21 protein-coding genes are annotated in these 20,932 nt (G+C 65.7%); 11 read left to right on the top strand and 10 right to left on the bottom strand.

The features are described 5' to 3' along the window. Positions 1-95: 95 nt before the first annotated feature. The 3 genes from F3I62_RS10335 to F3I62_RS10325 all read left to right on the top strand — a co-directional run bounded on the left by F3I62_RS10335 (position 96) and on the right by F3I62_RS10325 (position 2,553). A complete protein-coding gene (locus F3I62_RS10335; RefSeq protein WP_160489568.1) occupies positions 96-1,034 on the top strand; it encodes a triacylglycerol lipase in 939 nt (312 codons plus the stop codon). Positions 1,035-1,082: 48 nt separating this feature from the next. Beyond that, positions 1,083-2,117 carry a lipase secretion chaperone gene (locus F3I62_RS10330; protein WP_160489567.1) on the top strand — a complete coding sequence of 345 codons (1,035 nt, stop codon included), beginning with the start codon at positions 1,083-1,085 and terminating at the stop codon, positions 2,115-2,117. Positions 2,118-2,334: 217 nt separating this feature from the next. Next, positions 2,335-2,553 carry a DUF2970 domain-containing protein gene (locus F3I62_RS10325; protein WP_160081303.1) on the top strand — a complete coding sequence of 73 codons (219 nt, stop codon included), beginning with the start codon at positions 2,335-2,337 and terminating at the stop codon, positions 2,551-2,553. Between the two features lie 2 nt (positions 2,554-2,555). Here the strand turns inward: F3I62_RS10325 and F3I62_RS10320 are convergent, their stop codons facing one another. Next, positions 2,556-3,611, bottom strand: a complete 1,056-nt coding sequence (locus F3I62_RS10320) for an ABC transporter substrate-binding protein (protein WP_160489566.1) — start codon at positions 3,609-3,611, stop codon at positions 2,556-2,558. A 613-nt stretch (positions 3,612-4,224) separates the two neighbouring features. Between F3I62_RS10320 and F3I62_RS10315 the strand changes: the two genes are divergently transcribed. Both F3I62_RS10315 and F3I62_RS10310 read left to right on the top strand, forming a co-directional pair. Next, positions 4,225-5,883 carry a nitrite/sulfite reductase gene (locus tag F3I62_RS10315; protein WP_160489565.1) on the top strand — a complete coding sequence of 553 codons (1,659 nt, stop codon included), beginning with the start codon at positions 4,225-4,227 and terminating at the stop codon, positions 5,881-5,883. After that, the gene (locus F3I62_RS10310; protein WP_160489564.1) at positions 5,867-6,364 is read left to right on the top strand and encodes a DUF934 domain-containing protein; all 498 of its coding nucleotides are present in this window, start codon (positions 5,867-5,869) and stop codon (positions 6,362-6,364) included. Before F3I62_RS10315 ends, F3I62_RS10310 begins: the two co-directional genes overlap by 17 nt. A gap of 72 nt (positions 6,365-6,436) precedes the next feature. On the opposite strand, the gene F3I62_RS10305 is transcribed toward F3I62_RS10310, so the two are convergent. After that, entirely contained in the window at positions 6,437-7,426 is a 990-nt protein-coding gene (locus F3I62_RS10305) for a YhdH/YhfP family quinone oxidoreductase (RefSeq protein WP_160489563.1), read from the bottom strand. Between the two features lie 10 nt (positions 7,427-7,436). After that, on the bottom strand, positions 7,437-8,459 hold the full coding sequence (sohB, locus tag F3I62_RS10300; RefSeq protein WP_160489562.1) for a protease SohB: 1,023 nt from the start codon (positions 8,457-8,459) through the stop codon (positions 7,437-7,439). Between the two features lie 336 nt (positions 8,460-8,795). Here sohB and F3I62_RS10295 point away from each other — a divergent pair, with 336 nt between their 5' ends. From F3I62_RS10295 to F3I62_RS10280, 4 genes are all read left to right on the top strand, one after another. Next, positions 8,796-9,506, top strand: a complete 711-nt coding sequence (locus F3I62_RS10295) for a histidine phosphatase family protein (protein WP_160489561.1) — start codon at positions 8,796-8,798, stop codon at positions 9,504-9,506. A gap of 61 nt (positions 9,507-9,567) precedes the next feature. Further along, positions 9,568-9,882 (top strand): SCP2 sterol-binding domain-containing protein, encoded by a 315-nt coding sequence (locus tag F3I62_RS10290; protein ID WP_137972692.1) that lies wholly within the window; start codon positions 9,568-9,570, stop codon positions 9,880-9,882. A 197-nt stretch (positions 9,883-10,079) separates the two neighbouring features. Beyond that, positions 10,080-11,147 carry a phosphotransferase family protein gene (locus F3I62_RS10285; protein WP_160489560.1) on the top strand — a complete coding sequence of 356 codons (1,068 nt, stop codon included), beginning with the start codon at positions 10,080-10,082 and terminating at the stop codon, positions 11,145-11,147. A 24-nt stretch (positions 11,148-11,171) separates the two neighbouring features. After that, a complete protein-coding gene (locus tag F3I62_RS10280; RefSeq protein ID WP_160489559.1) occupies positions 11,172-11,939 on the top strand; it encodes an SDR family oxidoreductase in 768 nt (255 codons plus the stop codon). Between the two features lie 56 nt (positions 11,940-11,995). On the opposite strand, the gene F3I62_RS10275 is transcribed toward F3I62_RS10280, so the two are convergent. Continuing rightward, positions 11,996-12,646, bottom strand: coding sequence for a hypothetical protein (locus F3I62_RS10275; protein ID WP_160489558.1), 651 nt, complete (start codon positions 12,644-12,646; stop codon positions 11,996-11,998). A 100-nt stretch (positions 12,647-12,746) separates the two neighbouring features. Here F3I62_RS10275 and F3I62_RS10270 point away from each other — a divergent pair, with 100 nt between their 5' ends. Further along, on the top strand, positions 12,747-13,532 hold the full coding sequence (locus F3I62_RS10270) for a TSUP family transporter (protein WP_160489557.1): 786 nt from the start codon (positions 12,747-12,749) through the stop codon (positions 13,530-13,532). A 49-nt stretch (positions 13,533-13,581) separates the two neighbouring features. Here F3I62_RS10270 and nudC read toward each other — a convergent pair whose 3' ends face one another. From nudC to F3I62_RS10255, 3 genes are read right to left on the bottom strand one after another with little or no spacing between them, the layout of a single operon-like run. After that, positions 13,582-14,415, bottom strand: a complete 834-nt coding sequence (gene nudC / locus F3I62_RS10265; protein WP_160489556.1) for an NAD(+) diphosphatase — start codon at positions 14,413-14,415, stop codon at positions 13,582-13,584. Beyond that, positions 14,415-16,082, bottom strand: coding sequence for a ferrous iron transporter B (locus F3I62_RS10260; RefSeq protein ID WP_160489555.1), 1,668 nt, complete (start codon positions 16,080-16,082; stop codon positions 14,415-14,417). The genes nudC and F3I62_RS10260 overlap by 1 nt, the downstream gene beginning before the upstream one ends. 33 nt (positions 16,083-16,115) lie before the next feature. Beyond that, positions 16,116-16,928 (bottom strand): crotonase/enoyl-CoA hydratase family protein, encoded by an 813-nt coding sequence (locus F3I62_RS10255; RefSeq protein ID WP_160489554.1) that lies wholly within the window; start codon positions 16,926-16,928, stop codon positions 16,116-16,118. Between the two features lie 90 nt (positions 16,929-17,018). Here F3I62_RS10255 and F3I62_RS10250 point away from each other — a divergent pair, with 90 nt between their 5' ends. After that, complete coding sequence (locus F3I62_RS10250; protein ID WP_160489553.1) at positions 17,019-17,261, top strand: hypothetical protein; 243 nt, start codon at positions 17,019-17,021, stop codon at positions 17,259-17,261. Positions 17,262-17,374: 113 nt separating this feature from the next. Here the strand turns inward: F3I62_RS10250 and F3I62_RS10245 are convergent, their stop codons facing one another. The 3 genes from F3I62_RS10245 to rnhA all read right to left on the bottom strand — a co-directional run bounded on the left by F3I62_RS10245 (position 17,375) and on the right by rnhA (position 20,917). After that, positions 17,375-19,612 carry an Orn/Lys/Arg decarboxylase N-terminal domain-containing protein gene (locus F3I62_RS10245; protein WP_160489552.1) on the bottom strand — a complete coding sequence of 746 codons (2,238 nt, stop codon included), beginning with the start codon at positions 19,610-19,612 and terminating at the stop codon, positions 17,375-17,377. 122 nt (positions 19,613-19,734) lie between these two features. After that, positions 19,735-20,469 (bottom strand): DNA polymerase III subunit epsilon, encoded by a 735-nt coding sequence (gene dnaQ / locus F3I62_RS10240; protein ID WP_160489551.1) that lies wholly within the window; start codon positions 20,467-20,469, stop codon positions 19,735-19,737. Beyond that, positions 20,462-20,917 carry a ribonuclease HI gene (gene rnhA, locus F3I62_RS10235; RefSeq protein ID WP_160489550.1) on the bottom strand — a complete coding sequence of 152 codons (456 nt, stop codon included), beginning with the start codon at positions 20,915-20,917 and terminating at the stop codon, positions 20,462-20,464. The genes dnaQ and rnhA overlap by 8 nt, the downstream gene beginning before the upstream one ends. Positions 20,918-20,932: the final 15 nt, after the last annotated feature.

Below are 20,932 nucleotides of genomic sequence, written 5' to 3'. Positions count from 1 at the left end.
CCGGCCCGCCGCCGCGATGGTCTGATAGCGGCCATCTCCGCTGCTGTGTGCGGAGTTACAACAAAAACAAAAACAGATCCACACAGGTACCCACCATGAACAAGCTGCTCGTCTCGGCATTGGCTGCCGCCAGCCTTTGCACCGCCGTATCCGCCAGCGCCGGCACCCAGGCGCAAACCAAGAACCCCATCGTCCTGGTGCCCGGCATCTTCGCCTTCGACACCATCGCCGGCATCGACTACTGGTACAAGATCCCCAGCGCCCTGCAGAGCGAAGGCGCGACCGTGCATGTGCCGAAGATCAACGCCTTCGACAGCTCGGCCAAACGCGGCGAGGCGCTGATCGCCCAGCTCGAGCAGATCCGCGCGGCCTCCGGCGGCAGCGTGAAGAAGTTCAACCTGATCGGCCACAGCCAGGGCGGCATCACCTCGCGCTACGTGATGAACGTGCGCCCGGACCTGGTCGCCTCGGTCACCACCCTGCACACCCCGCACAAGGGCTCGCCGCTGGCCGACGTGGTCACCGGCATCGCTCCGGCCGGCACCCTGCAGGGCGTGGCCTTCGACGTGTTCGCCAATGCCGTGGGCGACCTGGTCAACCTGTTGTCGAACAACAAGAAGAGCCAGTCGGACATCCGCGCCATGCTCGCCGAGTTCAACAAGACCGGGGCGGCGGCCAACAACAGCAAGTTCCCGACCGGCGTCCCGACCACCTCCTGCGGCGAGGGCCCGGAAACCGCCAGCATCGGCGGCAACAGCGTGCGCATGTACTCCTGGAGCGGCACCGCGCCGCTGACCAACGTGCTGGACATCTCCGACCCGCTGTTCACCATCACCTCGCTGGCCTTCAGCGAGTCCAACGACGGCGTCACCGGGCGCTGCTCCAGCCACTTCGGCAAGGTGCTCAAGGACAACTACACGATGAACCACCTGGACCCGACCAACCAGGTCCTGGGCCTGGTCTCGCTGTTCGAGACCAACCCGAAGACCCTCTACCAGAACCAGGCCAACCGCCTGAAGAACCTCGGCCTGTAATCTGCCATGCAGTCGGCGGGCCCTGCGGCCCGCCACCAGGAGTTTTCGATGTCCGGCAAATTCCTCCTCGGCGCCCTGGGCCTCGCCGGCCTGGCGGCACTGAGCGCCGCCAGCACCCTGCTGCTCAACCGCGAGGCACCACCCGTACTCGCCCCGCCGCCTTCCGTCACCGCTGCCCCCGCGGCACCTGGCGATCCACGCAGCCAGCAGGCCGGCCGCCTGAACCAGCAATTGCGCCAGACCGCACCGGCCCAGCTGGGCGACCCCGGCCCGCTGCCCGCCTCCCTCCAGGGCACGCGCCACGATGTGCGCCTGCAGCTGGATGAACACGGCGCACTGCGCATCGAGGAAGGCCTGCTGCGCCTGTTCGACTTCTACCTCGCCGGCCTGGAAGAGGAAGGCATCGACCAGGTCCTGACGCGCATCCACCGCGATCTCGCCGCCCAGCTGCAGGGTCCGGCGCTGGAACAGGCCCGCGACCTGCTGCGCCGCTATGTGGATTACCGGATTGCCCTGCAGGACCTGCCCGCCGGTGGCGGCAGCCTGGACGCCGAGGCCCTGCGCCAGCGCCTGGAAGCGCTCAATGCGCTGCGCCAGCAGTTCTTCTCGGCCGAGGAATACCAGGCCTTCTTCGCCCGCGAGAATGCCGAGGACGAGTACATGCTGCAGCGCCTGGCCCTCAGCCAGCACGGCGAGCTCGGCGCCAGCCAGCAGCACCAGGCGCTGGCCGAACTGGAGGCGCAGCTGCCGGATGAGGTGCGCCAGGCGCGCAGCGCCAGCACCCGCCACGGCGAGCTCTACGCCGCCACCCAGGCCATGCAGGCCGAAGGCGCCAGCGCCGAAGAGATCCGCCAGCTGCGCGAGCAGAGCCTGGGCAGCGCAGCCGCCGACAGCCTGGCCCAGCTGGACCAGCAGCAGGCCGAATGGCGCCAGCGCCTGAGCGACTACGCCGCCGAGCGCGATCGCCTGCGCAGCGCCGGACTGAGCCAGGGCGAGCTGGACAACGCCATTGCCGAATTGCAGAACAGCCGCTTCGACGAGCGCGAGCGCATGCGGGTCAACGCCCTCGACGCCGATCTCTGAACCCCGTGCGGCGCTTTGCGGCTACGCTAGGGTCTGTTCCCGTTTCGTTCACGGGCCCGTCCCTGCGGGTTGCGCGCAAAATCGCGCCATGCGTCGTTGCGGGACTTGCCAAGGGAATGACCATTGCCTGCGTCCCACGCCTAGCCTGGCGCGATTTTTCGCAGCAACGCGGTTCGCGAACGAAACGGGAACAGACCCTAGGGAAAAGGAGGTGGCCATGAGCGACGAAGACGACAACAAACCCCTCAGCTTCGGGCAGATGCTGCAGAGCATTCTGGCCGCGGCGTTCGGCGTGCAGAGCGGCAAACACCGCGCGCGCGACTTCAGCCGCGGCAAGCCCAGCCACTTCGTGATCCTCGGCGTGCTGTTCACCGCGCTGTTCGTGCTGGTGATCTTTTCCGTGGTCAAGCTGGTGCTGCACTTCGCCGGCGTCTGAACTCAGCGCAGCAAGGCGTCGATCGAGCAGCTGTAGGCCTGCTGCCGCGGGTTGCGCTGCAGGCTGAAGCGGCGGAAATCCAGGCCCTCGCCGGGCCGGTCCTGACGCTGCAGCAGGCGCCTGGCATCGCGCCCATCGAGCAGGCGCAGCGGGCGCGCCTGCTGATCCTTGCCGCCATGCTCGGCGAAATCCATCCCCGCGGCATGGTCGTGCAGCATCGCCATGGCGCAGCCGCCGAGGATGAAGTGGCCGCCGACCAGGGCATCGATCTGCCCCTCGAGGCGTGCCGTCAGCGCCCGCTGCGAGGTGTTCAAGGCCGAGAAGTGCAGCTGGCGCCCCGCTTCGTGCGCCGCGCGCATGACGCCGAAAGCCATCTCGTCATTCGCCGCCCAGGCCAGGCGGACCTGCGGATAGCGCGGCAGCAAGGTCTTGGCCTGCTCGTAGGCCCGCTGCTCCTTCCACTCGCCAAACACCAGCTGGCGCAGGCGCACCTGCGGATGCTCGGCCAGGGCCCGCCGCAGGCCGGCCTCGCGCAGGGTCGCCGACGGCGTCTGCTTGATCCCGGAAAACGCCAGCATCTCGCCCTGTGGCACCAGCTGGATCAGGGCCTTGGCCATCAGGTAGCCGGCCTCTTCGTCGTTGGGCACCAGGCTGCCGATCCAGTTTGCGTACTGCTCGCGGCTGCCGCCCACCAGTTGCTGCTGTTCCGGGGTCAAGGTGCTGTGCAGGGCAAACAGCTTAATCCCGCTGGCGGCGAACAGGCGGAGGATTTCCGGCCCCAGATATTGTTCGTTGGCGAACACCAGATAGTCGGGACGGCTGGGGGCCCGCAGCACTTTGTGGGCATTGGCCAGGATGGTCTGGGTATCGCGTTCGCCATACAGCACGCTCAGCTGCATGCCCAGATCGTCGGCCGCGTCCTGCATGAACAGGGAGTAATCGACCCAGAAACGCTCGTTGGCGTGCCCCGGGTTGAGGAACACCACGGAGGTGGCATGGGCCGCCATGTGCCCGAGCAGGCAGGACAGGGCAAGGCAGAAACGCGAAAGGTGCTTCATGAATCCGGGGTCATAGACATATGCGGCGCATTATACAGAGCCATGGCCAGCAGTTCGCCACCATTACCAAGGCAACCGATGAACAGGCCCAGCCAGCATGGACGGCTGGCTTGCATGAGTGCGCAGCGATCCGCGCGATTCGCGGCCAAAACCGCACCTGTTGAAGAAGACGCCGGTCCGAGGCCAGGAGTAACGCCATGAAAAAGGCCAGTAGCGGTTCACCGCTACTGGCCTTCGCTGATACGCCCACCTACTGCTGGCTGACCCAGAACACCGCAGTCGTCACGACCAGGGCTATCAGTACGAGAATCGCCCGGGCATCGACCCGGCTGTCCTGCTCTTGCATGTCGGAATGATCGGTCATGGCTTACCCCTTTATTGTGGTTATGGGTGGTTCGCCCTGAGAGTTAAGACCAGGCCCCCAGCAGCCTCAAGGTGAAAGGCAATATTCGCCATTCTTCTTAGTACTTTTAGTTCAGGCCTTATATAAAAACATCACTTTTGCGCATAAACCTTAACTGGTATCTTCCTCCGGCTCTGCGTGGAGTGCGCAGCCGTGCGCGCAAAAAGCCTTGCTGTCTGATGAAGCAGTAGCCTGAATCACAGGATATATATGTACGTATACGACGAGTACGATCAACGGATCGTCGAGGACCGCGTCAAGCAGTTCCGCGACCAGACCCGCCGCTATCTGGCCGGCGAACTCTCCGGTGAGGAGTTCCGCCCCCTGCGCCTGCAGAATGGCCTGTATATCCAGCGCTACGCGCCGATGCTGCGCGTCGCCGTGCCCTACGGCCTGATGTCTTCGGCCCAGGTACGCATGATGGCCAAGATCGCTCGCGACTACGACAAGGGCTACGCGCACATCAGCACCCGGCAGAACGTGCAGTTCAACTGGCCGGAACTGGAAGACGTGCCGGACATCCTCGCCGAACTGGCCACCGTGCAGATGCACGCGATCCAGACCAGCGGCAACTGCATCCGCAACACCACCACCGACCAGTTCGCCGGCGTGGCCCGGGACGAGATCGTCGATCCGCGCCCCTGGTGCGAGATCATCCGCCAGTGGTCGACCTTCCACCCCGAATTCACCCACCTGCCGCGCAAGTTCAAGATCGCCGTCAACGGCGCCGTCAGCGACCGCGCCGCCATCGAAGTACATGACATCGGCCTGGAAGCGGTGAAGAACGCGGCCGGAGAGCTGGGTTTCCGCGTCTCCGTCGGTGGCGGGCTGGGCCGCACCCCGGTGGTCGGCAGCTTTATCAACGAATTCCTGCCGTGGCAGCACCTGCTGTCCTACCTCGACGCCATCCTGCGCGTGTACAACCGCTACGGCCGTCGCGACAACAAGTACAAGGCGCGCATCAAGATCCTGGTCAAGGCGCTGACGCCTGAGGTGTTCGCCGAGCGCGTGGAGGCCGAGTGGGCCCACCTCAAGGATGGCCCGACCACCCTGACCGAAGCCGAAGTGGCCCGCGTCGCCGCGCACTTCATCGACCCGGCCTATAAGGCCCTGGCCGACCAGGACGCCGCCCTCGCCCAGCTCGACGCCGAGCACCCGGGCTTCGCCCGCTGGCGCCAACGCAACACCTTCGCCCACAAGCGCCCCGGCTACGTCGCCGTGACCCTGTCGCTGAAGCCCACCGGCACCGCGCCGGGCGATGTCACAGACAAGCAGCTGGATGCCATCGCCGAGCTGGCCGAGCGCTACAGCTTCGGCGAAGTGCGCAACAGCCATAACCAGAACATCATCCTCGCCGACGTCGAGCAGCAGCAGCTGTTCACCCTATGGGGCGAGCTGCGCGAGCTGGGCTTCGCCACGCCGAACGTGGGCCTGCTGACCGACATCATCTGCTGCCCGGGCGGCGATTTCTGCTCGCTGGCCAACGCCAAGTCGATCCCGATCGCCGAAGCCATCCAGCGCCGCTTCGACGACCTCGACTACCTGTTCGACATCGGCGATATCGACCTCAACATCTCCGGCTGCATGAACGCCTGCGGCCACCATCACGTCGGCCACATCGGCATCCTCGGCGTGGACAAGAAGGGCCAGGAGTTCTACCAGGTCTCCCTCGGCGGCAGCGCCGGGCGTGACGCCAGCCTGGCGCAGATCCTCGGCCCGTCCTTCGCCGAAGCGGACATGGCCGACGTGATCGACAAGATCATCAAGGTCTATGTCGAACAGCGTACCGATGAAGAAAGTTTCCTCGACACCTTCCGCCGCGTCGGCGTCGACCCGTTCAAGGAGCGCGTATATGCAGCGAATCATTAAGAACGGCCAGGTACTCGACGAGACCTGGCACCTGCTGCCCAAGGACGCCACACTCGACGGCATCTCCAACTGCGACGACCTGATCGTGCCGCTGGCCCTGTGGCGCGAGCATGCCCACGCGCTCAAGGCCCGCGATGGCGGCCTCGGCGTGTGGCTGGATGCCGGCGAGGAAATAGAGGAAATCGCCGACCAGCTGGACAACTTCCAGGTGATCGCCCTCAACTTCCCGGCCTTCACCGACGGCCGCCACTGCTCCAGCGCCTACCTGCTGCGCACCCGCTACGGCTACAAGGGCGAAGTGCGCGCCATCGGCGATGTGCTGCGCGACCAGCTGTTCTCCTACCTGCGCGTCGGCTTCGATGCCTTCGCCCTGCGCGCTGACAAGGACCCGGTCGACGCCCTGAAGGCCTTCGAGGACTTCGCCGAGGTCTACCAGGCGTCCGCCGACCAGCCGCAACCGCTGTTCCGCCGCCGCGCCTGACGGCCCCGCCAGACGAAAAAGCCCCGCACTGCGGGGCTTTTTCGTTTCCGGCCCGGCATGCGCCGGACCGATTCAGGCGAGATTGACCAGCACGCGACCGACCTGTTTGCCGGCGAGGATCTGCTCGATCTCCTGCGGCAATGCCGATAGATCGACCTCGCGGGCCAGGCCTTCGAGGTTGCCGAGTTTCCACTGCAGCGACAGCTTGTCCCACATGGAGGCCTTGACCACCAGCGGCAGCTCCACCGAGTCCACCCCCAGCAGGTTGACCCCACGCAGGATGAAGGGCATGACATTGGCCTTGAAGCCGACCCCGGCGGTCAGCCCGCAGCAGGCCACGCTGGCGCCATAGCGCAGCGACTTGACCACATTGAACAGGATCTCGCCGCCCACCGTGTCCACCGCGCCGGCCCAGCGTTCCTTGAGCATCGGCCGGTCGACGCCTTCCTGCAGCTCGCTGCGTGGCACGATCTGCTGCGCGCCGAGCTGGCGCAGGAACTCGCCCTGCTCGGCCTTGCCGGTGGCGGCCGCCACGCTGTAGCCGAGGCGGGCCAGCAGCGCCACGGCGATGCTGCCGACCCCGCCGGTGGCGCCGGTCACCAGCACCGGCCCGGCCTCGGGCGTCAGCCCGGCCTGCTCCAGCTTGTCCACGCACAGGGCGGCGGTCAGGCCGGCGGTGCCCAGCAGCATGGCTTCGCGCAGGCTGAGCCCGACCGGACGCTTGATCACCCAGGCCGCCGGCACGCGGATGTACTGGCCGAAACCGCCGGCGGTGTTCATCCCCAGGTCGTAGCCGGTGACGATGACCTCGTCGCCGGCGGCGAACTCGGCCACCCGCGACTCGACCACCACCCCGGCTGCATCGATGCCCGGCGTATGCGGGTAATTGCGGGTCACCCCGCGGTTGCCGCTGGCCGACAGCGCATCCTTGTAGTTGAGCGAGGAGTACTGCACACGGATCAGCACGTCGCCGGCAGGTAGCTCGGCGCTGTCGCGATCGACCACCCGGGCGTGGAATGCGCCCTCCTCTTCGCTGACCAGCAGCGCCTTGAACTGAGTCATGCAGCCTCCCTTACCAGAAACGTTGTTGTTGGAGCCGGTTCCACCAGTTCAGCAGCACCCGATCGAGCGCCACGCTGGTTGCCAGACCGAAACGCTCCGGCAGGCTCTTCTTCTCGGCGTAATGCAGCTGGAACAGATCGGCCTCGCTGGCCCGCTCGGCCAGGTACTCGTCACTGGTCTTGAGCTCGTCGACCAGCTGCTTGTCCAGCGCGGAAAGCCCCAGCCAGACCTCACCGGTGGCGATCTCGTCGATCACCAGCTGCGGGCGGTAGCGGGCGACGAAGTTCTTGAACAGCACATGGGTGGTTTCCAGGTCTTCCTGGAACTTCTCCCGGCCCTTGTCGGTGTTCTCGCCGAACACGGTCAGGGTGCGCTTGTATTCGCCGGCGGTCAGCACTTCGAAATCGATGTCGTGCTTCTTCAGCAGGCGATGCACGTTGGGCAGCTGCGCCACCACGCCGATGGAGCCGAGGATGGCGAAGGGCGCCGAAAGCACCTTGTCGCCGATGCAGGCCATCATGTAGCCGCCGCTGGCGGCCACCTTGTCCACGCACACGGTCAGCGGCACGCCGGCCTGGCGGATACGCGCCAGCTGCGAGGCGGCCAGGCCGTAGCCGTGGACCATACCGCCGCCGCTTTCCAGGCGCAGCACCACTTCATCCTGAGGAGTGGCCATGCTCAGCAGCGCGGTGACTTCGTGGCGCAGGTGTTCGGTAGCCGAGGCCTTGATGTCGCCATCGAAATCGAGCACGAATACCCGCGGCCTGTGCTTGCCGGCCTTCTTCTCGGCCTTGGCCTGCTTGGCTGCGGCCTTGTGCCGGGCCTTGAGCTCGGCCTTGTCCAGCAGCGCATGCTCGAGCCGCTCGCGCAGGGCCTTGTAGAAATCGTTCAGCTTGTGCACATCGAGATGGCCGCTGCCCTTGCTGCGACCCTTGCTGCGCAGTGCTGCGACAGCCGTCAGCACCACGATCACGGCGACCACCAGGGTCACGGTGCGGAGCAGGAACTCCGCATAATCCATCAGAAACTCCACAACTCCCCCTCGTTCGTAGCATGCAGGGCGGCCGCCAACGGCGCCTGTCGGCCCCAAGCATACCGACGCCGGCGGGCAGTGTCCTGTGGCGCAAATATCTATTTGAGTTTGCCGGCCGGCAGGCGCCGGAACCCACCGCGCATTCGCCCGCGCCCCGCCAGTCGGACCACGACCGGCGATTCCTGCGCACCGCCTGCACAACCGCGCTACCCTGCCGCCAAGCCGTGCGTCGCCGGTCTTGCGCGAATTCAAACAAGCGTATGTTTTTTCGTTGACAGCGGCCCGGCTCTACCCATAACCTCGCGAAACTTCAACCCGCCGGGATCGACTGCAGCAGTGGGCAGCATCTACCTGATTCGACATGGCCAAGCCTCCTTCGGCGCCGACGACTACGACGTGCTGTCGCCTACCGGCGTGCGCCAGGCAGAAGTCCTCGGCGACCACCTGGCGCATCTCGGCCTGAGTTTCGACCGCTGCCTGAGCGGCACCCTGCGCCGCCAGCAGCACACCGCCAGCGCCGCCCTGCAGCGCTGCGTCGCCGCCGGCCTGCCGGCGCCGGAACTGGAAGTCGATGCCGGCTTCAACGAATTCGATGCCGAAGCGGTGATCCGCGGCCTGCTACCGGCCATGCTGCCGGACGAGCCGGACGCCCTCGACATCCTGCGCAATCCGAAAGACCACCGCGCCGCCTTCCAGCGCCTGTTCGCCCGCATCATCCAGCGCTGGGTCAGCGGCGCGCACGACCAGCCCGGCCACGAGACCTGGCAAGGCTTCGTCGCGGCGGTACAGGGCGGACTCGAGCGCCTGCTGGCCCAGGCCGACAGTAAACAGAACATCGCCGTGTTCACCTCCGGCGGCACCATCACCGCCTTGCTCCACCTGTTGACCGGCGTGCCCGCGCACAAGGCATTCGACCTCAACTGGCAAATCGTCAACACCTCGCTGTCGCGCCTGCAGTTCCGCGGCAGCGAGGTGACCCTGGCTTCCTTCAACAGCCGTGTGCATCTGGAGCTGTTGAAGGCGCCGGAACTCATCACCTATCGCTGAGTTCCAGCCCACTGCGGCCCGCAAGGCCGCCAGAAACCCTCGATAACAAAGGATAGAAACCATGAGCTCCGTTGCCGACACCATCAACACCATGAAGTCCAAGTTCAACGCCAGCGCTGCTGCCGGCCTGGACCTGGTATTCCAGTTCAACATCGAAGACGGTGAGAACTACGCGCTGATCGTCAAAGACGGCACCTGCGACGTGCAGCAAGGCGACAATGCCAACGCCAACGTCACCCTGATCATGGACAGCGCCACCCTGGCCGGCATCGCTTCCGGCGAAACCGACGGCATGCAGGCCTTCATGGGCGGCAAGCTGCGCGCCGAAGGCGACATGATGCTGGCCATGAAGCTGGCCGAGCTGTTCCCGGTCTAAGCGTCTAGACTGTTGCAGCAACAGGAAAACCGGAGTCGTCTGACTCCGGTTTTTTTTCGCCTGGCGCCGGCAATCAGAGCCCTTGATTGCAGGGCAACACCCGCATCTATAACGCTGCGCCGCGCTTGTGAGAGCCAGGCGGCAACATTAGATTAGCCAATAATTAGTGCCACCCATCATAAGCAGAAGGGATAAGCATGACGCTTACTGACCAGTCCACCGGTATTCGCGATGGCGAAGAGCTCGACGCCGCCACCATCGACCCTTACCTCAAGGCACACATCCCGGGTCTGACCGGCGAGCCGCGCATCAGCCAGTTCCCGGGCGGCGCCTCGAACCTGACCTATCTGCTGGAATACCCCAATCAGGAATTCGTCCTGCGCCGCCCGCCCTTCGGCCATAAGGCCAAGTCGGCGCACGACATGGGTCGCGAATACCGCATCCTCAATCAGCTCAACGCCGGCTTCCCCTACTGCCCCAAGGCCTACGTGCACTGCACCGACGAGTCGGTGATCGGCGCCGAGTTCTACGTGATGCAGCGGGTCAAGGGCATCATCCTGCGCTCCGATATGCCCGCCGAGCTGAACTTCAGCGCCGAGCAGACCCGCGCACTGTGCAAGAGTTTCATCGACAAGCTGGTCGAGCTGCACAACGTCGACTACCAGGCCTGCGGCCTGGCCGACCTGGGCAAGCCGGAAGGCTACGTCAAGCGCCAGATCGAAGGCTGGAGCGACCGCTACGAGAAGGCCCTGACCCCCGATGCGCCGACCTGGGAGCCGGTCAAGGCCTGGCTGCGCGAGAAGATGCCGGCCGACCACGCCAAGCCGGGCATCGTGCACAACGACTACCGCTTCGACAACGTGATCCTCGACCCGGCCAACCCGATGCAGATCATCGGCGTGCTGGACTGGGAGCTGACCACCATCGGCGACCCGTTGATGGACCTGGGCAACACCCTCGCCTACTGGATCGAGGCGGCCGACCCGGCGCCGGTGCAACTGATGCGCCGCCAGCCGAGCAATGCCCCCGGCATGCTCACCCGCCGCGAGTTCGTCGACTACTACGCCGAGCGCTCGGGCATGCAGATCGACAATTTCGACTTCTACTACACCTACGGCCTGTTCCGCCTGGCCGGCATCGTGCAGCAGATCTACTACCGCTTCTTCCACGGCCAGACCAAGGACAAGCGCTTCGCCCAGTTCGTTCACATGAACAAGCTGCTGGAGCAGATGAGCCTGCAGGTCATCGGCAAATCCACTCTCTAACCCGGCTCAGACAAGGTAATCGCAATGTCCAAGACCCACCTGTTCGACCTCGACGGCAAGATCGCTTTCGTCTCCGGCGCCAGCCGCGGCATCGGTGAGGCCATCGCCAAGTTGCTGGCCCAGCAAGGCGCCCACGTGATCGTGTCGAGCCGCAAGATCGACGACTGTCAGAAAGTCGCCGACGCGATAAACGCCGACGGCGGCAAAGCCACCGCCATCGCCTGTCACATCGGCGAGATGGAGCAGATCAGCAACGTCTTCGCCTTCATCCGCGAGCAGTTCGGCCGCCTCGACATCCTGGTCAACAACGCCGCCACCAACCCACAGTTCTGCAACGTGCTGGACACCGATCTGGGCGCGTTCCAGAAGACCGTCGACGTCAACATCCGCGGCTACTACTTCATGTCCATCGAAGGCGGCAAGCTGATGAAGGCCAACGGTGGTGGCAGCATCATCAACGTCGCCTCGATCAACGGCGTGTCGCCGGGCGAATTCCAGGGCATCTACTCGGTGACCAAGGCGGCGGTGATCAGCATGACCAAGGTCTTCGCCAAGGAATGCGCGCAGTTCGGCATCCGCTGCAACGCCCTGCTGCCGGGCCTGACCGACACCAAGTTCGCCTCCGCCCTGACCAAGAACGACGCCATCCTCAACCTGGCCCTGCAGCGCATCCCGCTCAAGCGCGTGGCTGCCCCCAGCGAAATGGCCGGCGCCGTGCTGTACCTGGCCAGCGAAGCCTCCAGCTACACCACCGGCGTGGCGCTGAACGTGGACGGCGGCTTCCTCTCCTGAGGAAACGCTGGCCACAAAAAAGGGACCTTCGGGTCCCTTTTTTCATTGCGCTGATTTTACTGCCAGTCTTTCAGCGCCTGGCTGGCCGCCTGGTTCATCGGCTGGGCGAGCAAGCCGGTGGGGCTCAGGCTGACGCTGAACATCGCCCCGTCGGCAATCGGCAGGTACGTCACCCGCGCCGCCTGCGGGTCGAACAGGAACAGGTCGTGCTGCCCCAGCCGCAGCCAGCGCCACAGGTCAATGCCGTAGGGGCTCTGCGCCAGGCTGACCTGGGCATAGCGCGCGCTTTCCTGCTGCTCGATGGCGAGGAAGCGCCCGGAGAGCTTTTCCAGGCGATAGCCCGGCTGCAGGCCGATCAGCGCGGCCAGGCCCTTCCAGCGCAGCAGACGGGCATCGAGCTGCCACAGGTCGCCCTCCAGGGTGACTGCACGTTCCTCGCCGCCTTCCAGCAGGCTGACCCGATAGCGTTGCGGGCCATCGGCGGCGAAGCTCAGGGTCAGCAGCGGCTTGCCTTCCGGCAGCGGGCCATAGCTGAGCAGGTCATAGGCGACCACGCCGACCAGGGCGGCCAGGCCGAGAAAGGCCAGGCCCAGGGTGCCGCGCAACCAGCCGAGGAACCAGCTGCGCGTCAGCAGGATGCGCGCGGCGATGAACAACGCCAGCACCGCCAGCAGGCCAATGAACCAGGCCAGGCCGTCATACTGCATGAGTGCAATTCCTTATCCGTGAAATTGCCGGCATTATGCGCAGCAGCCAGGCAACCGGCCAGCCGCAGCCCCGCACAATTGAATCCACGTCGAGTTTTTTATGCCTTTTGTTTTTGAGTTGGGGGTCGACCCGCTCACCTTGGCCATTCTCGCTCTGGTCGCCTTCACCGCCGGCTTCATCGACGCCATCGCCGGCGGCGGCGGCCTGCTGACCATCCCCGCTCTGCTCACCGCCGGGTTGCCGCCACACCTGGTACTGGGCACCAACAAGTTGTGCGCCACCTTCGGCTCGGCCACCGCCAGCTACACCTTCTACCGGCGCAAGCTGTTCTTCCCCGGCCAGTGGCGCAATGCCCTGCTGGCCACGGCCATCGGCGCCGCACTCGGCGCGACCCTGGCCCACTGGCTGCCCGCCGCCTGGCTCAACCAGATGCTGCCGGCGGTGGTGTTCGGTTGCGGCCTGTACCTGCTGTTCGGCAAGACGCCGGAGACCCATGGCCAGCAGGATGCGCCCATTGCCCAGCGCCGCCAGTGGCCACAGGGACTGGGCCTGGGCTTCTACGATGGCGTGGCCGGCCCCGGCACCGGTGCCTTCTGGACGGTCAGTACCCTGCTGCTTTACCCGCTGGATCTGGTACGGGCCAGCGGCGTGGCCCGCAGCATGAACTTCGTCAGCAATGCCATGGCCCTGACGGTGTTCATCATCACCGGCCAGGTCGCCTGGCTGCTCGGCATCTGCATGGGCCTGGCACTGATGGCCGGCGCCTTCCTCGGCGCGCGCACGGCGATCCGCGGCGGCTCCAGGTTCATCCGTCCGGTGTTCATTCTGGTGGTGTTGGCGCTGACCGCACGCCTGGCCTGGCAGCACTGGTTCGGTCAGGCGTAGGCTGGGCTGCCTTGTGGTGGATGGGTAAAGCACCATCCACCCTACTCGACTAGTGCGCCAGCTGCGGCTCCGGCTGCCCCAGGCGGCGGGCCACATAGAGATCGATCAGGTAGCGGGCGATCGAGCGCGACATTGGCAGCGGCGGCAGCTGCTCGATATGAAACCACTGCGCATCCTCGATCTCGTCGGCCTGCGGGACTATCTCGCCGCCGGCGTATTCGGCGTGGAAGCCGAGCATCAGCGAATGCGGGAAGGGCCAGCCCTGGCTGCCGAGATACTGCAGGTTGCGCACCTCGATGCCGACTTCCTCGCGCACTTCGCGCACCACGCACTCCTCCGCCGATTCGCCCGGCTCGACGAAGCCGGCCAGGGTGCTGTAGACCCCGGGCACGAAGCGCGGCGAGCGGGCCAGGAGGATTTCGTCGCCCCGGCTGACCAGCACGATCATGCTCGGCGAAATGCGCGCATAACTGTCCAGGCCACAGTCCGGGCAGCGCATGCAGCGCTCGCCGGGCACCTGGCGGGTCGGCGCGCCGCAGCGCCCGCAGAAACGGTGCTGGACGGCCCAGGTCGCCACCTGCTCGGCGAACGCCAGCATGCGGAACGTCGCCTGGTCGGCCTGCAGCATGAATTGGCGCAGGCCCTGCCAGTGGCAGCCCGGCAGTTCGACCGGCTGCTGCAACTGCAGCAGCCAGACCGCTTCGTCGTTGAAGTAGCCCAGGCCCTGTTCGCCCTGTAGCGGCAGATCCTGGCGCTTGAGCCATTCGCGGGGAAACAGCACGCCGTTGCCATCGGCCAGAAAGCCCTGGGCGCAGTGCAGCAGGGCCCAGCCACCGGCCTGGGCGTTATCCAGCGGCGGCGTGGTCTGCCAGCCCGTGGACATCAGGCCGCCACCGGCAGCCCCAGGGCGCGCACGCTTTCCTCGGCGAGGTCGAGCACGCTCGGGCTGGTTTCCGCACGCAGCACGCCGCCACCCTCGAGGTAGTACTCCAGGCTGCTGAGGGCATCGGCCAGGGTTTCCAGCATCTGCTCGGAGGGCATCTGCTGGGTTTCGATCATGCGTGCCTGGATGTAGTCGGCACAGGCGCCGATCAGCCGGGCGGCACGCTCCTGGCCGAGGAACCACAGACCGCCACGCACCGCCTGCAGGCTGAAGGGTACGTTGGCCAGGTGCAGTTTCTCGCCGTTGGATTCCAGGTAGGCGGTGATCGCCCGCTTGGCCAGGGCCAGGCCGGCCTGGGCCTCGTCGACCACCACGATGCGCGCCTCGATCAGCTGGTGCGCGGCAAACGCCTCGCCCTCGTCGCCCGGTTGGGTCGGCGCCGGGCGCTGGTGGCGCTCACCACGTTCCAGGCTGGCCACCATGCTTTCCACATAGAGCACAGCCTCGGCCAGCTTGTGCAGATCGTGCACGGCGGCCGGGCTGTCTTCGCCCCAGCTCGCCACAGCCGGCAACTGCACCTGCAGGGCATTGGCCGCCGAGCTCAGGCCGACCATGCCGAGGGTCTTGGCCAGCTTGCCGAGCTGCACATGCAGGTTGCCGAAGCTGTCCGGCTGGGCGGTGCCGCGCTCGATCAGATCGAGCAGGTCCTTGACGCTGGCCAGCTCCTCGCGGATCGCCGACGACAGCGAGCGCATCACGCCCTGCCCCGGCCCGGACAGGCGCTGGTATTCCTCGTCGAGCAGATGGTCGGTGAACGGCAGCGCATTGAGGCCGAACACCTCGCGCACCGCACTGGCCTGTTCGCCCTGGCTACCGGCCAAGGCCACCAGGTAGAGCAATTCCTTGAGCAGGCTGCGCGGCGCCTCGTAGGCGGCGCCGCCGAGGATCAGCCTGAGTTCGCGATCCAGGCGGGAAAACAGCTGCTTGCGCGACTTGCGCGGCAGCAGCTGGCCATCCAGCTGAGCCTCGACGGCCGCGGCGCCGATCCAGCACAGGCGTGCCCTGGCCTCGTCGCCGAACAGGCCGTCGAGACGAGCCAGAGCCCGCTGCATCAGCTTGAGCCCGGCGTGCGGATTGTCCTCGCGAATGAAGCCGAGCAGGCCGACCTGGTACATCTGGCGCAGGCGGCGGGCATCGGCCGCCGCCACCTCGGCCGAGACCACCCGCGGCGGGCGCGGCTGATCGAGGCGCACACTGAAGAAGAAGCTTTCCGGCAAGGGCGGCTGGGCACCGGCCTGGCGCAGTTCGTTGATCGCCGGCAGCAGCAGCTCGGGCATTTCCTGGCGATGGGCGTCGACGTTTTCCAGGTAGCGGCGCAGCACATAGAGCGCATTGCTCAGGGCGGCCAGCTGCGCGTCGCGCTCCTCGCCGGCGCCGGCGGGAATGTCGGTGGCCTGTTGCAGTACTTCCTGGGCCAGCAGCTCGGCCCCGGTCAGCTCGATCAGATTGAGCGTGCCGCGCACCTGCTGCAGGTTCTCCACCGCTTGCTGCAGCAGGCTGCCGTTGTGCCGCTCGGCAATGAAATGCTCGAGATTCTGTTCGGTCTCTTCCATGGTGGTGAACAGTTCGTCACGCACCAGGCTGAGGGACGTTGCTCCAGTGACCATAGGTCTACTGCACCTCGCTAGGCTGGTACTGCATCAGTCGGCAAATTGCGCTTTCTGCTTGCTCATGTGCGCGGCCATGGCCACGCGCAGGTCGGCAGATTGCAGCATCGCGGCATTCCAGTTGGCCACGTACTCCAGGCCGTCGTCGACGCGGTGATCGCGCATGTAGCGAATCATGTGCTTGCTGCCACGGATGGCGATCGGCGATTTCTCGGCGATCTCGTGGGCAATGCCGAACACCCCGGCAAGCAGCTCTTCCTGGCTCGCGTAGGTGCGGTTGACCAGGCCGATGCGCAGCGCCTCGGCGCCGTCGATGGTGCGCCCGGTGTACGCCAGCTCGCGCATCATGCCGTCGCCGATGATGCGCGGCAGGCGCTGCAAGGTGCCGACGTCGGCGGCCATGCCCATGTCCACTTCCTTGATCGAGAACTGCGCATCGGCCGTCGAATAGCGCATGTCGCAGGCGCTGACCAGGTCGATGGCGCCGCCCAGGCAGTAACCCTGGATCGCCGCCAGCACCGGCTTGCGGCAGTGGTCGACGGCATTGAAGGAGGCTTGCAGGCGCAGGATGGTGCGGCGCAGGGCTTCGGCATTGCGGCCGATGTCCTTGCCCATCTGGCTGCCGGCCTGGGCCAGCAGCATCAGGTCAATGCCCGAGGAAAAGTGTTTGCCGGCACCGGAGAGCACCACCACGCGGGCTTCGTCGGTGTCGTCGATCCACTGGAAGATTTCGACGATCTCGCTCCAGAAGTCCGCGTTCATCGCGTTGACCTTCTCCGGGCGATTGATCTGTACGTGGGCGATCTTGTCACTCAATTCGACACGGAAGGCTTTGTAGTCGGACACCCAGACATCCTCGAAAGCATGGCGCACACAGGCACGCATAGAAAATATTGTTATGGATCGAACCGCCCAACTATAACAAGCGTGCCATAAATGTCGATGCTGGCCACTGTGATGGAGGCCACGCTCCCAAAGCTCAAGGGATTTCTGCCTGTTCTCGTTAAGCGTTTGATCTGGCTGGAGCTTGGCCGCAAAGCCGGGCGGGCCAAGTGGGCCTTGCAGGCCGAGGAGCGGCGCCGGCTGGCGCAAGGCAAAGCGCCCCGGACCGGGGCGCTTGTGAAGGAAGGTGGGCAGCCGCTGCGCGGCTCAGAATCTGCTCAGGATCTTTTGAACTAGAGCCAGGCAAGGCGAAACGGGGCGAGGACGCGGAGTTTACGAGGTGTAAATGAGCAGTCCGAGCCCTGTTTCAACGCAGCATGGCCGACGATCAAGAGATCCTGGACAGGTTCTCAGAGCTTCAGGCAATCCACCGCATATTGCCCGCCTTCCTGTTTCTGCAGGCCGTGCACGTCGGCATCGAAGCCGGGGAACTGGCGATCGAAGGTGCGGGCGAACTGCAGGTAGTCGATGATCGAGCGGGTCTCGGCGGTGAAGCGCTCGCCAGGCATGATCAGCGGGATGCCCGGCGGGTAAGGCACCAGCATCACCGCGGCGATACGCCCTTCCAGCTGTTCGATCGGCACCGCCTCGACCTCGCCGCGCACCAGTTGGTTGTAGGCATCGGCCGGCTTGATCGCCACCTGCGGCAGCACCGTGTACATGCGCTTGAGCGCCTTGGCCGTGGCGTTCTCGCGGTAGCAGGCATGCAGCTGCTCGCACAGGTCGCGCAGGCCCATGCCGGCGTAGCGCGCCACGTCCTCGCGGGCCACCGAGGGCAGCGCATCGACTAGCGCCACGTTGGCGTCGTACAGGCGCTTGAACTCCAGCAGCTCGGTGAGCAGGGTGCTCCACTTGCCCTTGGTGATGCCCATGGAGAACAGCACCAGGAAGGAATACAGGCCGGTCTTTTCCACCACCAGGCCGCGCTCCCAGAGGAACTTGCTGACCACCGCGGCGGGAATCCCCGACTCGGCCAGCACACCCTCGGCGGACAGCCCCGGCATCACCAGGGTGACCTTGATCGGATCGAGCAGCACGTAGTCCTCGGCGATCTCGCCGAAGCCATGCCAGGCGGCATTCGGCTGCAGCAGCCAGTCGCCAGTCTGCGCGCTCTCGGCCTGTGGCGGCTGCCAGATGCTGAACCACCAGTCCTCGGCCTTGAGATTCTGCCGCAGGTTGGCCAGGGCGCGACGGAAGCTCAGCGCCTCGTCGAAGGTCTCCTGGATCAGGGAACGGCCGGCCGGGCCTTCCATCATCGCCGAGGCCACGTCCAGCGAGGCGATGATGCCGTACTGCGGCGAGGTGGAGATGTGCATCATGAAGGCTTCGTTGAAGCGCTCGCGATCCAGCTGGCGCGCGCCGCCGTCCTGCACGTGGATCATCGAGGCCTGGCTGAAGGCCGCCAGCAGCTTGTGGGTGGAGTGGGTGGTGAACACCAGCGGGGTCTTCTCGCCGCACTCGGTACCCATGCCATAGCGCCCGGCGTAGAACTCGTGGAACGCCGCGTAGGCGTACCAGGCCTCGTCGAAATGCAGCACCTCGACGCTGTCGGCCAGGGTGCGCTTGATCAGCTCGGCGTTGTAGCACAGGCCGTCGTAGGTGGAGTTGGTCACCACCGCCAGCTTGACCTTGGGCGCACGGCCCTTGGCCAGAGGGCTGGCGTCGATCTTGGCCTGGATCGACTCCTTGCTGAACTCGGAGAGCGAGATCGGCCCGATGATGCCCAGCTCGTTGCGCTCCGGACACAGGTACAGCGGGATGGCGCCGGTCATGATGATCGAGTGGAGGATCGACTTGTGGCAGTTGCGATCGACCAGCACCAGGTCGTCGCGGCCGACCATGGAATGCCAGACGATCTTGTTCGCCGTCGAGGTGCCGTTGATCACGAAGAAGGTGTGGTCGGCGCCGAAGTTGCGCGCCGCGCGGGCCTCGGCCTCGGCCAAGGGGCCGGTATGGTCGAGCAGCGAGCCCAGCTCGGGCACCGACACCGAGAGGTCGGAACGCAGGGTGTTCTCGCCGAAGAACTGGTGGAAGGCCTGCCCCACCGGGCTCTTGCGGTAGGCCACGCCGCCGCCGTGGCCGGGCGTGTGCCAGGAATAGTTGGACTGCTCGGTGTGCTGCACCAGGGCCTTGAAGAACGGCGGCAGCAGGCCGTCGAGGTAGTTGTGCGCGGCGCGCGCCACCTGGCGGGCGAGGAACGACACGGTGTCCTCGTACAGGTAGAGGATGCCGCGCAGGTGGTTGAGGTCGGCCATGGCCTCGGCCGGCGCGTTCTCGATGGTCACCTGCTCGCCCAGGGCGAAGATCGGCAGTTGCGGCGCGCGCACCCGGGCGATGCGGATCAGCTCGACCATGTCCTGCAGCAGATGCCGGTTCTCCCCCGCCCCTTCGGCGGCGACCAGGATGCAGGCCAGACCGTGGTGGGTGGAAGCGACGATGCGCCCCTCGGCGGAGCTGGCGGTGGAGAGGATGGTGAAGCCATCCTGGCTAAGTTCCTGGGCAATCGCCCGGACGCGTTCGCCGGCTACGGTGTCGGCCTTGATATCGCGGTGGACGATGAGGACGGGGAATTTCAGGTCTTTGTACATTATGGATTCCTGAGGGGCCGGCAGCGGCCTATCCCTTCAGGTTAGAAGTTCGCCCGGACGGGCGGAACCCCCTGTGCGGCAAGCTGTAAGAAAAGGTCGCCTGGACAACCTTTCCCCGGGTCTCAGCTTTCTTTCGCCGCGTCCAGCTGCGCCCACAACGAGGGCGCGCCGGCGGACTTCTCGATCACCGCCAAGCGTGCGGCGTGGGCGGCCAGCTCGGCTTCGCTGGCGCGAATGATGCGGGTTGGCGCCCGATTGGCATCCAGACGGATGATCGGACTGGGCATCTGCCGGCCGCTGCCGTCGCCCCCCTCGCCGGCCAGCGACAGGTGGGTCTGGCCGCCGGTCATGGTCAGGTAGACGTCGGCGAGGATCTCGGCGTCGAGCAGCGCGCCGTGCAGGTCGCGCCCGGAGTTGTCGACGCCATAGCGCTTGCACAGGGCGTCGAGGTTGTTGCGCTGCCCCGGATGGCGCTCGCGGGCCATCAACAGGGTATCGAGGATGCCGCAGTAGTCGCTGACTTCGGCGCGCTCGCTCTGCCCGAGCAGGGCGAACTCGTTGTTGATGAAGCCGACGTCGAACGCCGCGTTGTGGATGATCAGCTGGGCGCCGTGGATGAACTCGAAGAACTCGTCGGCCACTTCCCTGAAACGCGGCTTGTCGGCGACGAACTCGTTGGTGATGCCGTGCACCGCGATCGCGCCTTCGTCGATCTCGCGATCCGGGTTGAGATAGACGTGGTAGTGGCGCCCGGTCAGGCGCCGCCCCATCAGCTCGACGCAGCCGATCTCGATGATGCGATGGCCATCGGTCACCGGCATGCCGGTGGTTTCGGTATCGAGTACTACGCTACGCATGTTTCATTGCCCTCACTTCGTCGACGCCGCGGTTGGCCAACTGGTCGGCCTTCTCGTTGCCCGGATGGCCGGTATGCCCGCGCACCCAGCGCCACTCGACCCGGTGGCGGTTGACCTGCTCGTCCAGCGCCTGCCACAGGTCGGCGTTCTTCACCGGCTCCTTGCTGGCAGTCCTCCAGCCACGTTTCTTCCAGTTCGGCATCCATTCCTGGATGCCCTTCATCACGTACTGCGAGTCGGTGACCAGGCGCACGGAACAGGGCCGGGTCAGCGCGATCAGCGCGCAGATCGCCGCCATCAGTTCCATGCGGTTGTTGGTGGTGTTGGGCTCGCCGCCCCAGAGTTCCTTTTCGGCACCCTTGAAGACCAACAGCGCGCCCCAGCCGCCCGGGCCGGGATTGCCCTTGCAGGCGCCATCGGTGTAGATCTCGACTATGTCTTCGCTCATTGACTACTTATTAAT

It is taken from the genome of Pseudomonas sp. R-28-1W-6, from assembly GCF_009799925.1.
GTDB lineage: Bacteria > Pseudomonadota > Gammaproteobacteria > Pseudomonadales > Pseudomonadaceae > Aquipseudomonas.
The sequence above is the reverse complement of the archived record's forward strand: the minus strand, read 5'-3'. Positions and strand labels throughout refer to the sequence as shown.

Coding starts and splice junctions, on each gene's coding strand:
- rnhA (WP_160489550.1), bottom strand. CDS start 20,917: ATGAGCGAAGACATAGTCGAGATCTACACCGATGGCGCCTGCAAGGGC.
- F3I62_RS10305 (WP_160489563.1), bottom strand. CDS start 7,426: ATGACTCAGTTCAAGGCGCTGCTGGTCAGCGAAGAGGAGGGCGCATTC.
- F3I62_RS10245 (WP_160489552.1), bottom strand. CDS start 19,612: ATGTACAAAGACCTGAAATTCCCCGTCCTCATCGTCCACCGCGATATC.
- F3I62_RS10290 (WP_137972692.1), top strand. CDS start 9,568: ATGAGCTCCGTTGCCGACACCATCAACACCATGAAGTCCAAGTTCAAC.
- F3I62_RS10275 (WP_160489558.1), bottom strand. CDS start 12,646: ATGCAGTATGACGGCCTGGCCTGGTTCATTGGCCTGCTGGCGGTGCTG.
- F3I62_RS10335 (WP_160489568.1), top strand. CDS start 96: ATGAACAAGCTGCTCGTCTCGGCATTGGCTGCCGCCAGCCTTTGCACC.
- nudC (WP_160489556.1), bottom strand. CDS start 14,415: ATGTCCACGGGCTGGCAGACCACGCCGCCGCTGGATAACGCCCAGGCC.
- F3I62_RS10285 (WP_160489560.1), top strand. CDS start 10,080: ATGACGCTTACTGACCAGTCCACCGGTATTCGCGATGGCGAAGAGCTC.
- F3I62_RS10330 (WP_160489567.1), top strand. CDS start 1,083: ATGTCCGGCAAATTCCTCCTCGGCGCCCTGGGCCTCGCCGGCCTGGCG.
- F3I62_RS10270 (WP_160489557.1), top strand. CDS start 12,747: ATGCCTTTTGTTTTTGAGTTGGGGGTCGACCCGCTCACCTTGGCCATT.
- F3I62_RS10250 (WP_160489553.1), top strand. CDS start 17,019: ATGTCGATGCTGGCCACTGTGATGGAGGCCACGCTCCCAAAGCTCAAG.
- F3I62_RS10315 (WP_160489565.1), top strand. CDS start 4,225: ATGTACGTATACGACGAGTACGATCAACGGATCGTCGAGGACCGCGTC.
- dnaQ (WP_160489551.1), bottom strand. CDS start 20,469: ATGCGTAGCGTAGTACTCGATACCGAAACCACCGGCATGCCGGTGACC.
- F3I62_RS10310 (WP_160489564.1), top strand. CDS start 5,867: ATGCAGCGAATCATTAAGAACGGCCAGGTACTCGACGAGACCTGGCAC.
- F3I62_RS10320 (WP_160489566.1), bottom strand. CDS start 3,611: ATGAAGCACCTTTCGCGTTTCTGCCTTGCCCTGTCCTGCCTGCTCGGG.
- F3I62_RS10325 (WP_160081303.1), top strand. CDS start 2,335: ATGAGCGACGAAGACGACAACAAACCCCTCAGCTTCGGGCAGATGCTG.
- F3I62_RS10260 (WP_160489555.1), bottom strand. CDS start 16,082: ATGGTCACTGGAGCAACGTCCCTCAGCCTGGTGCGTGACGAACTGTTC.
- F3I62_RS10280 (WP_160489559.1), top strand. CDS start 11,172: ATGTCCAAGACCCACCTGTTCGACCTCGACGGCAAGATCGCTTTCGTC.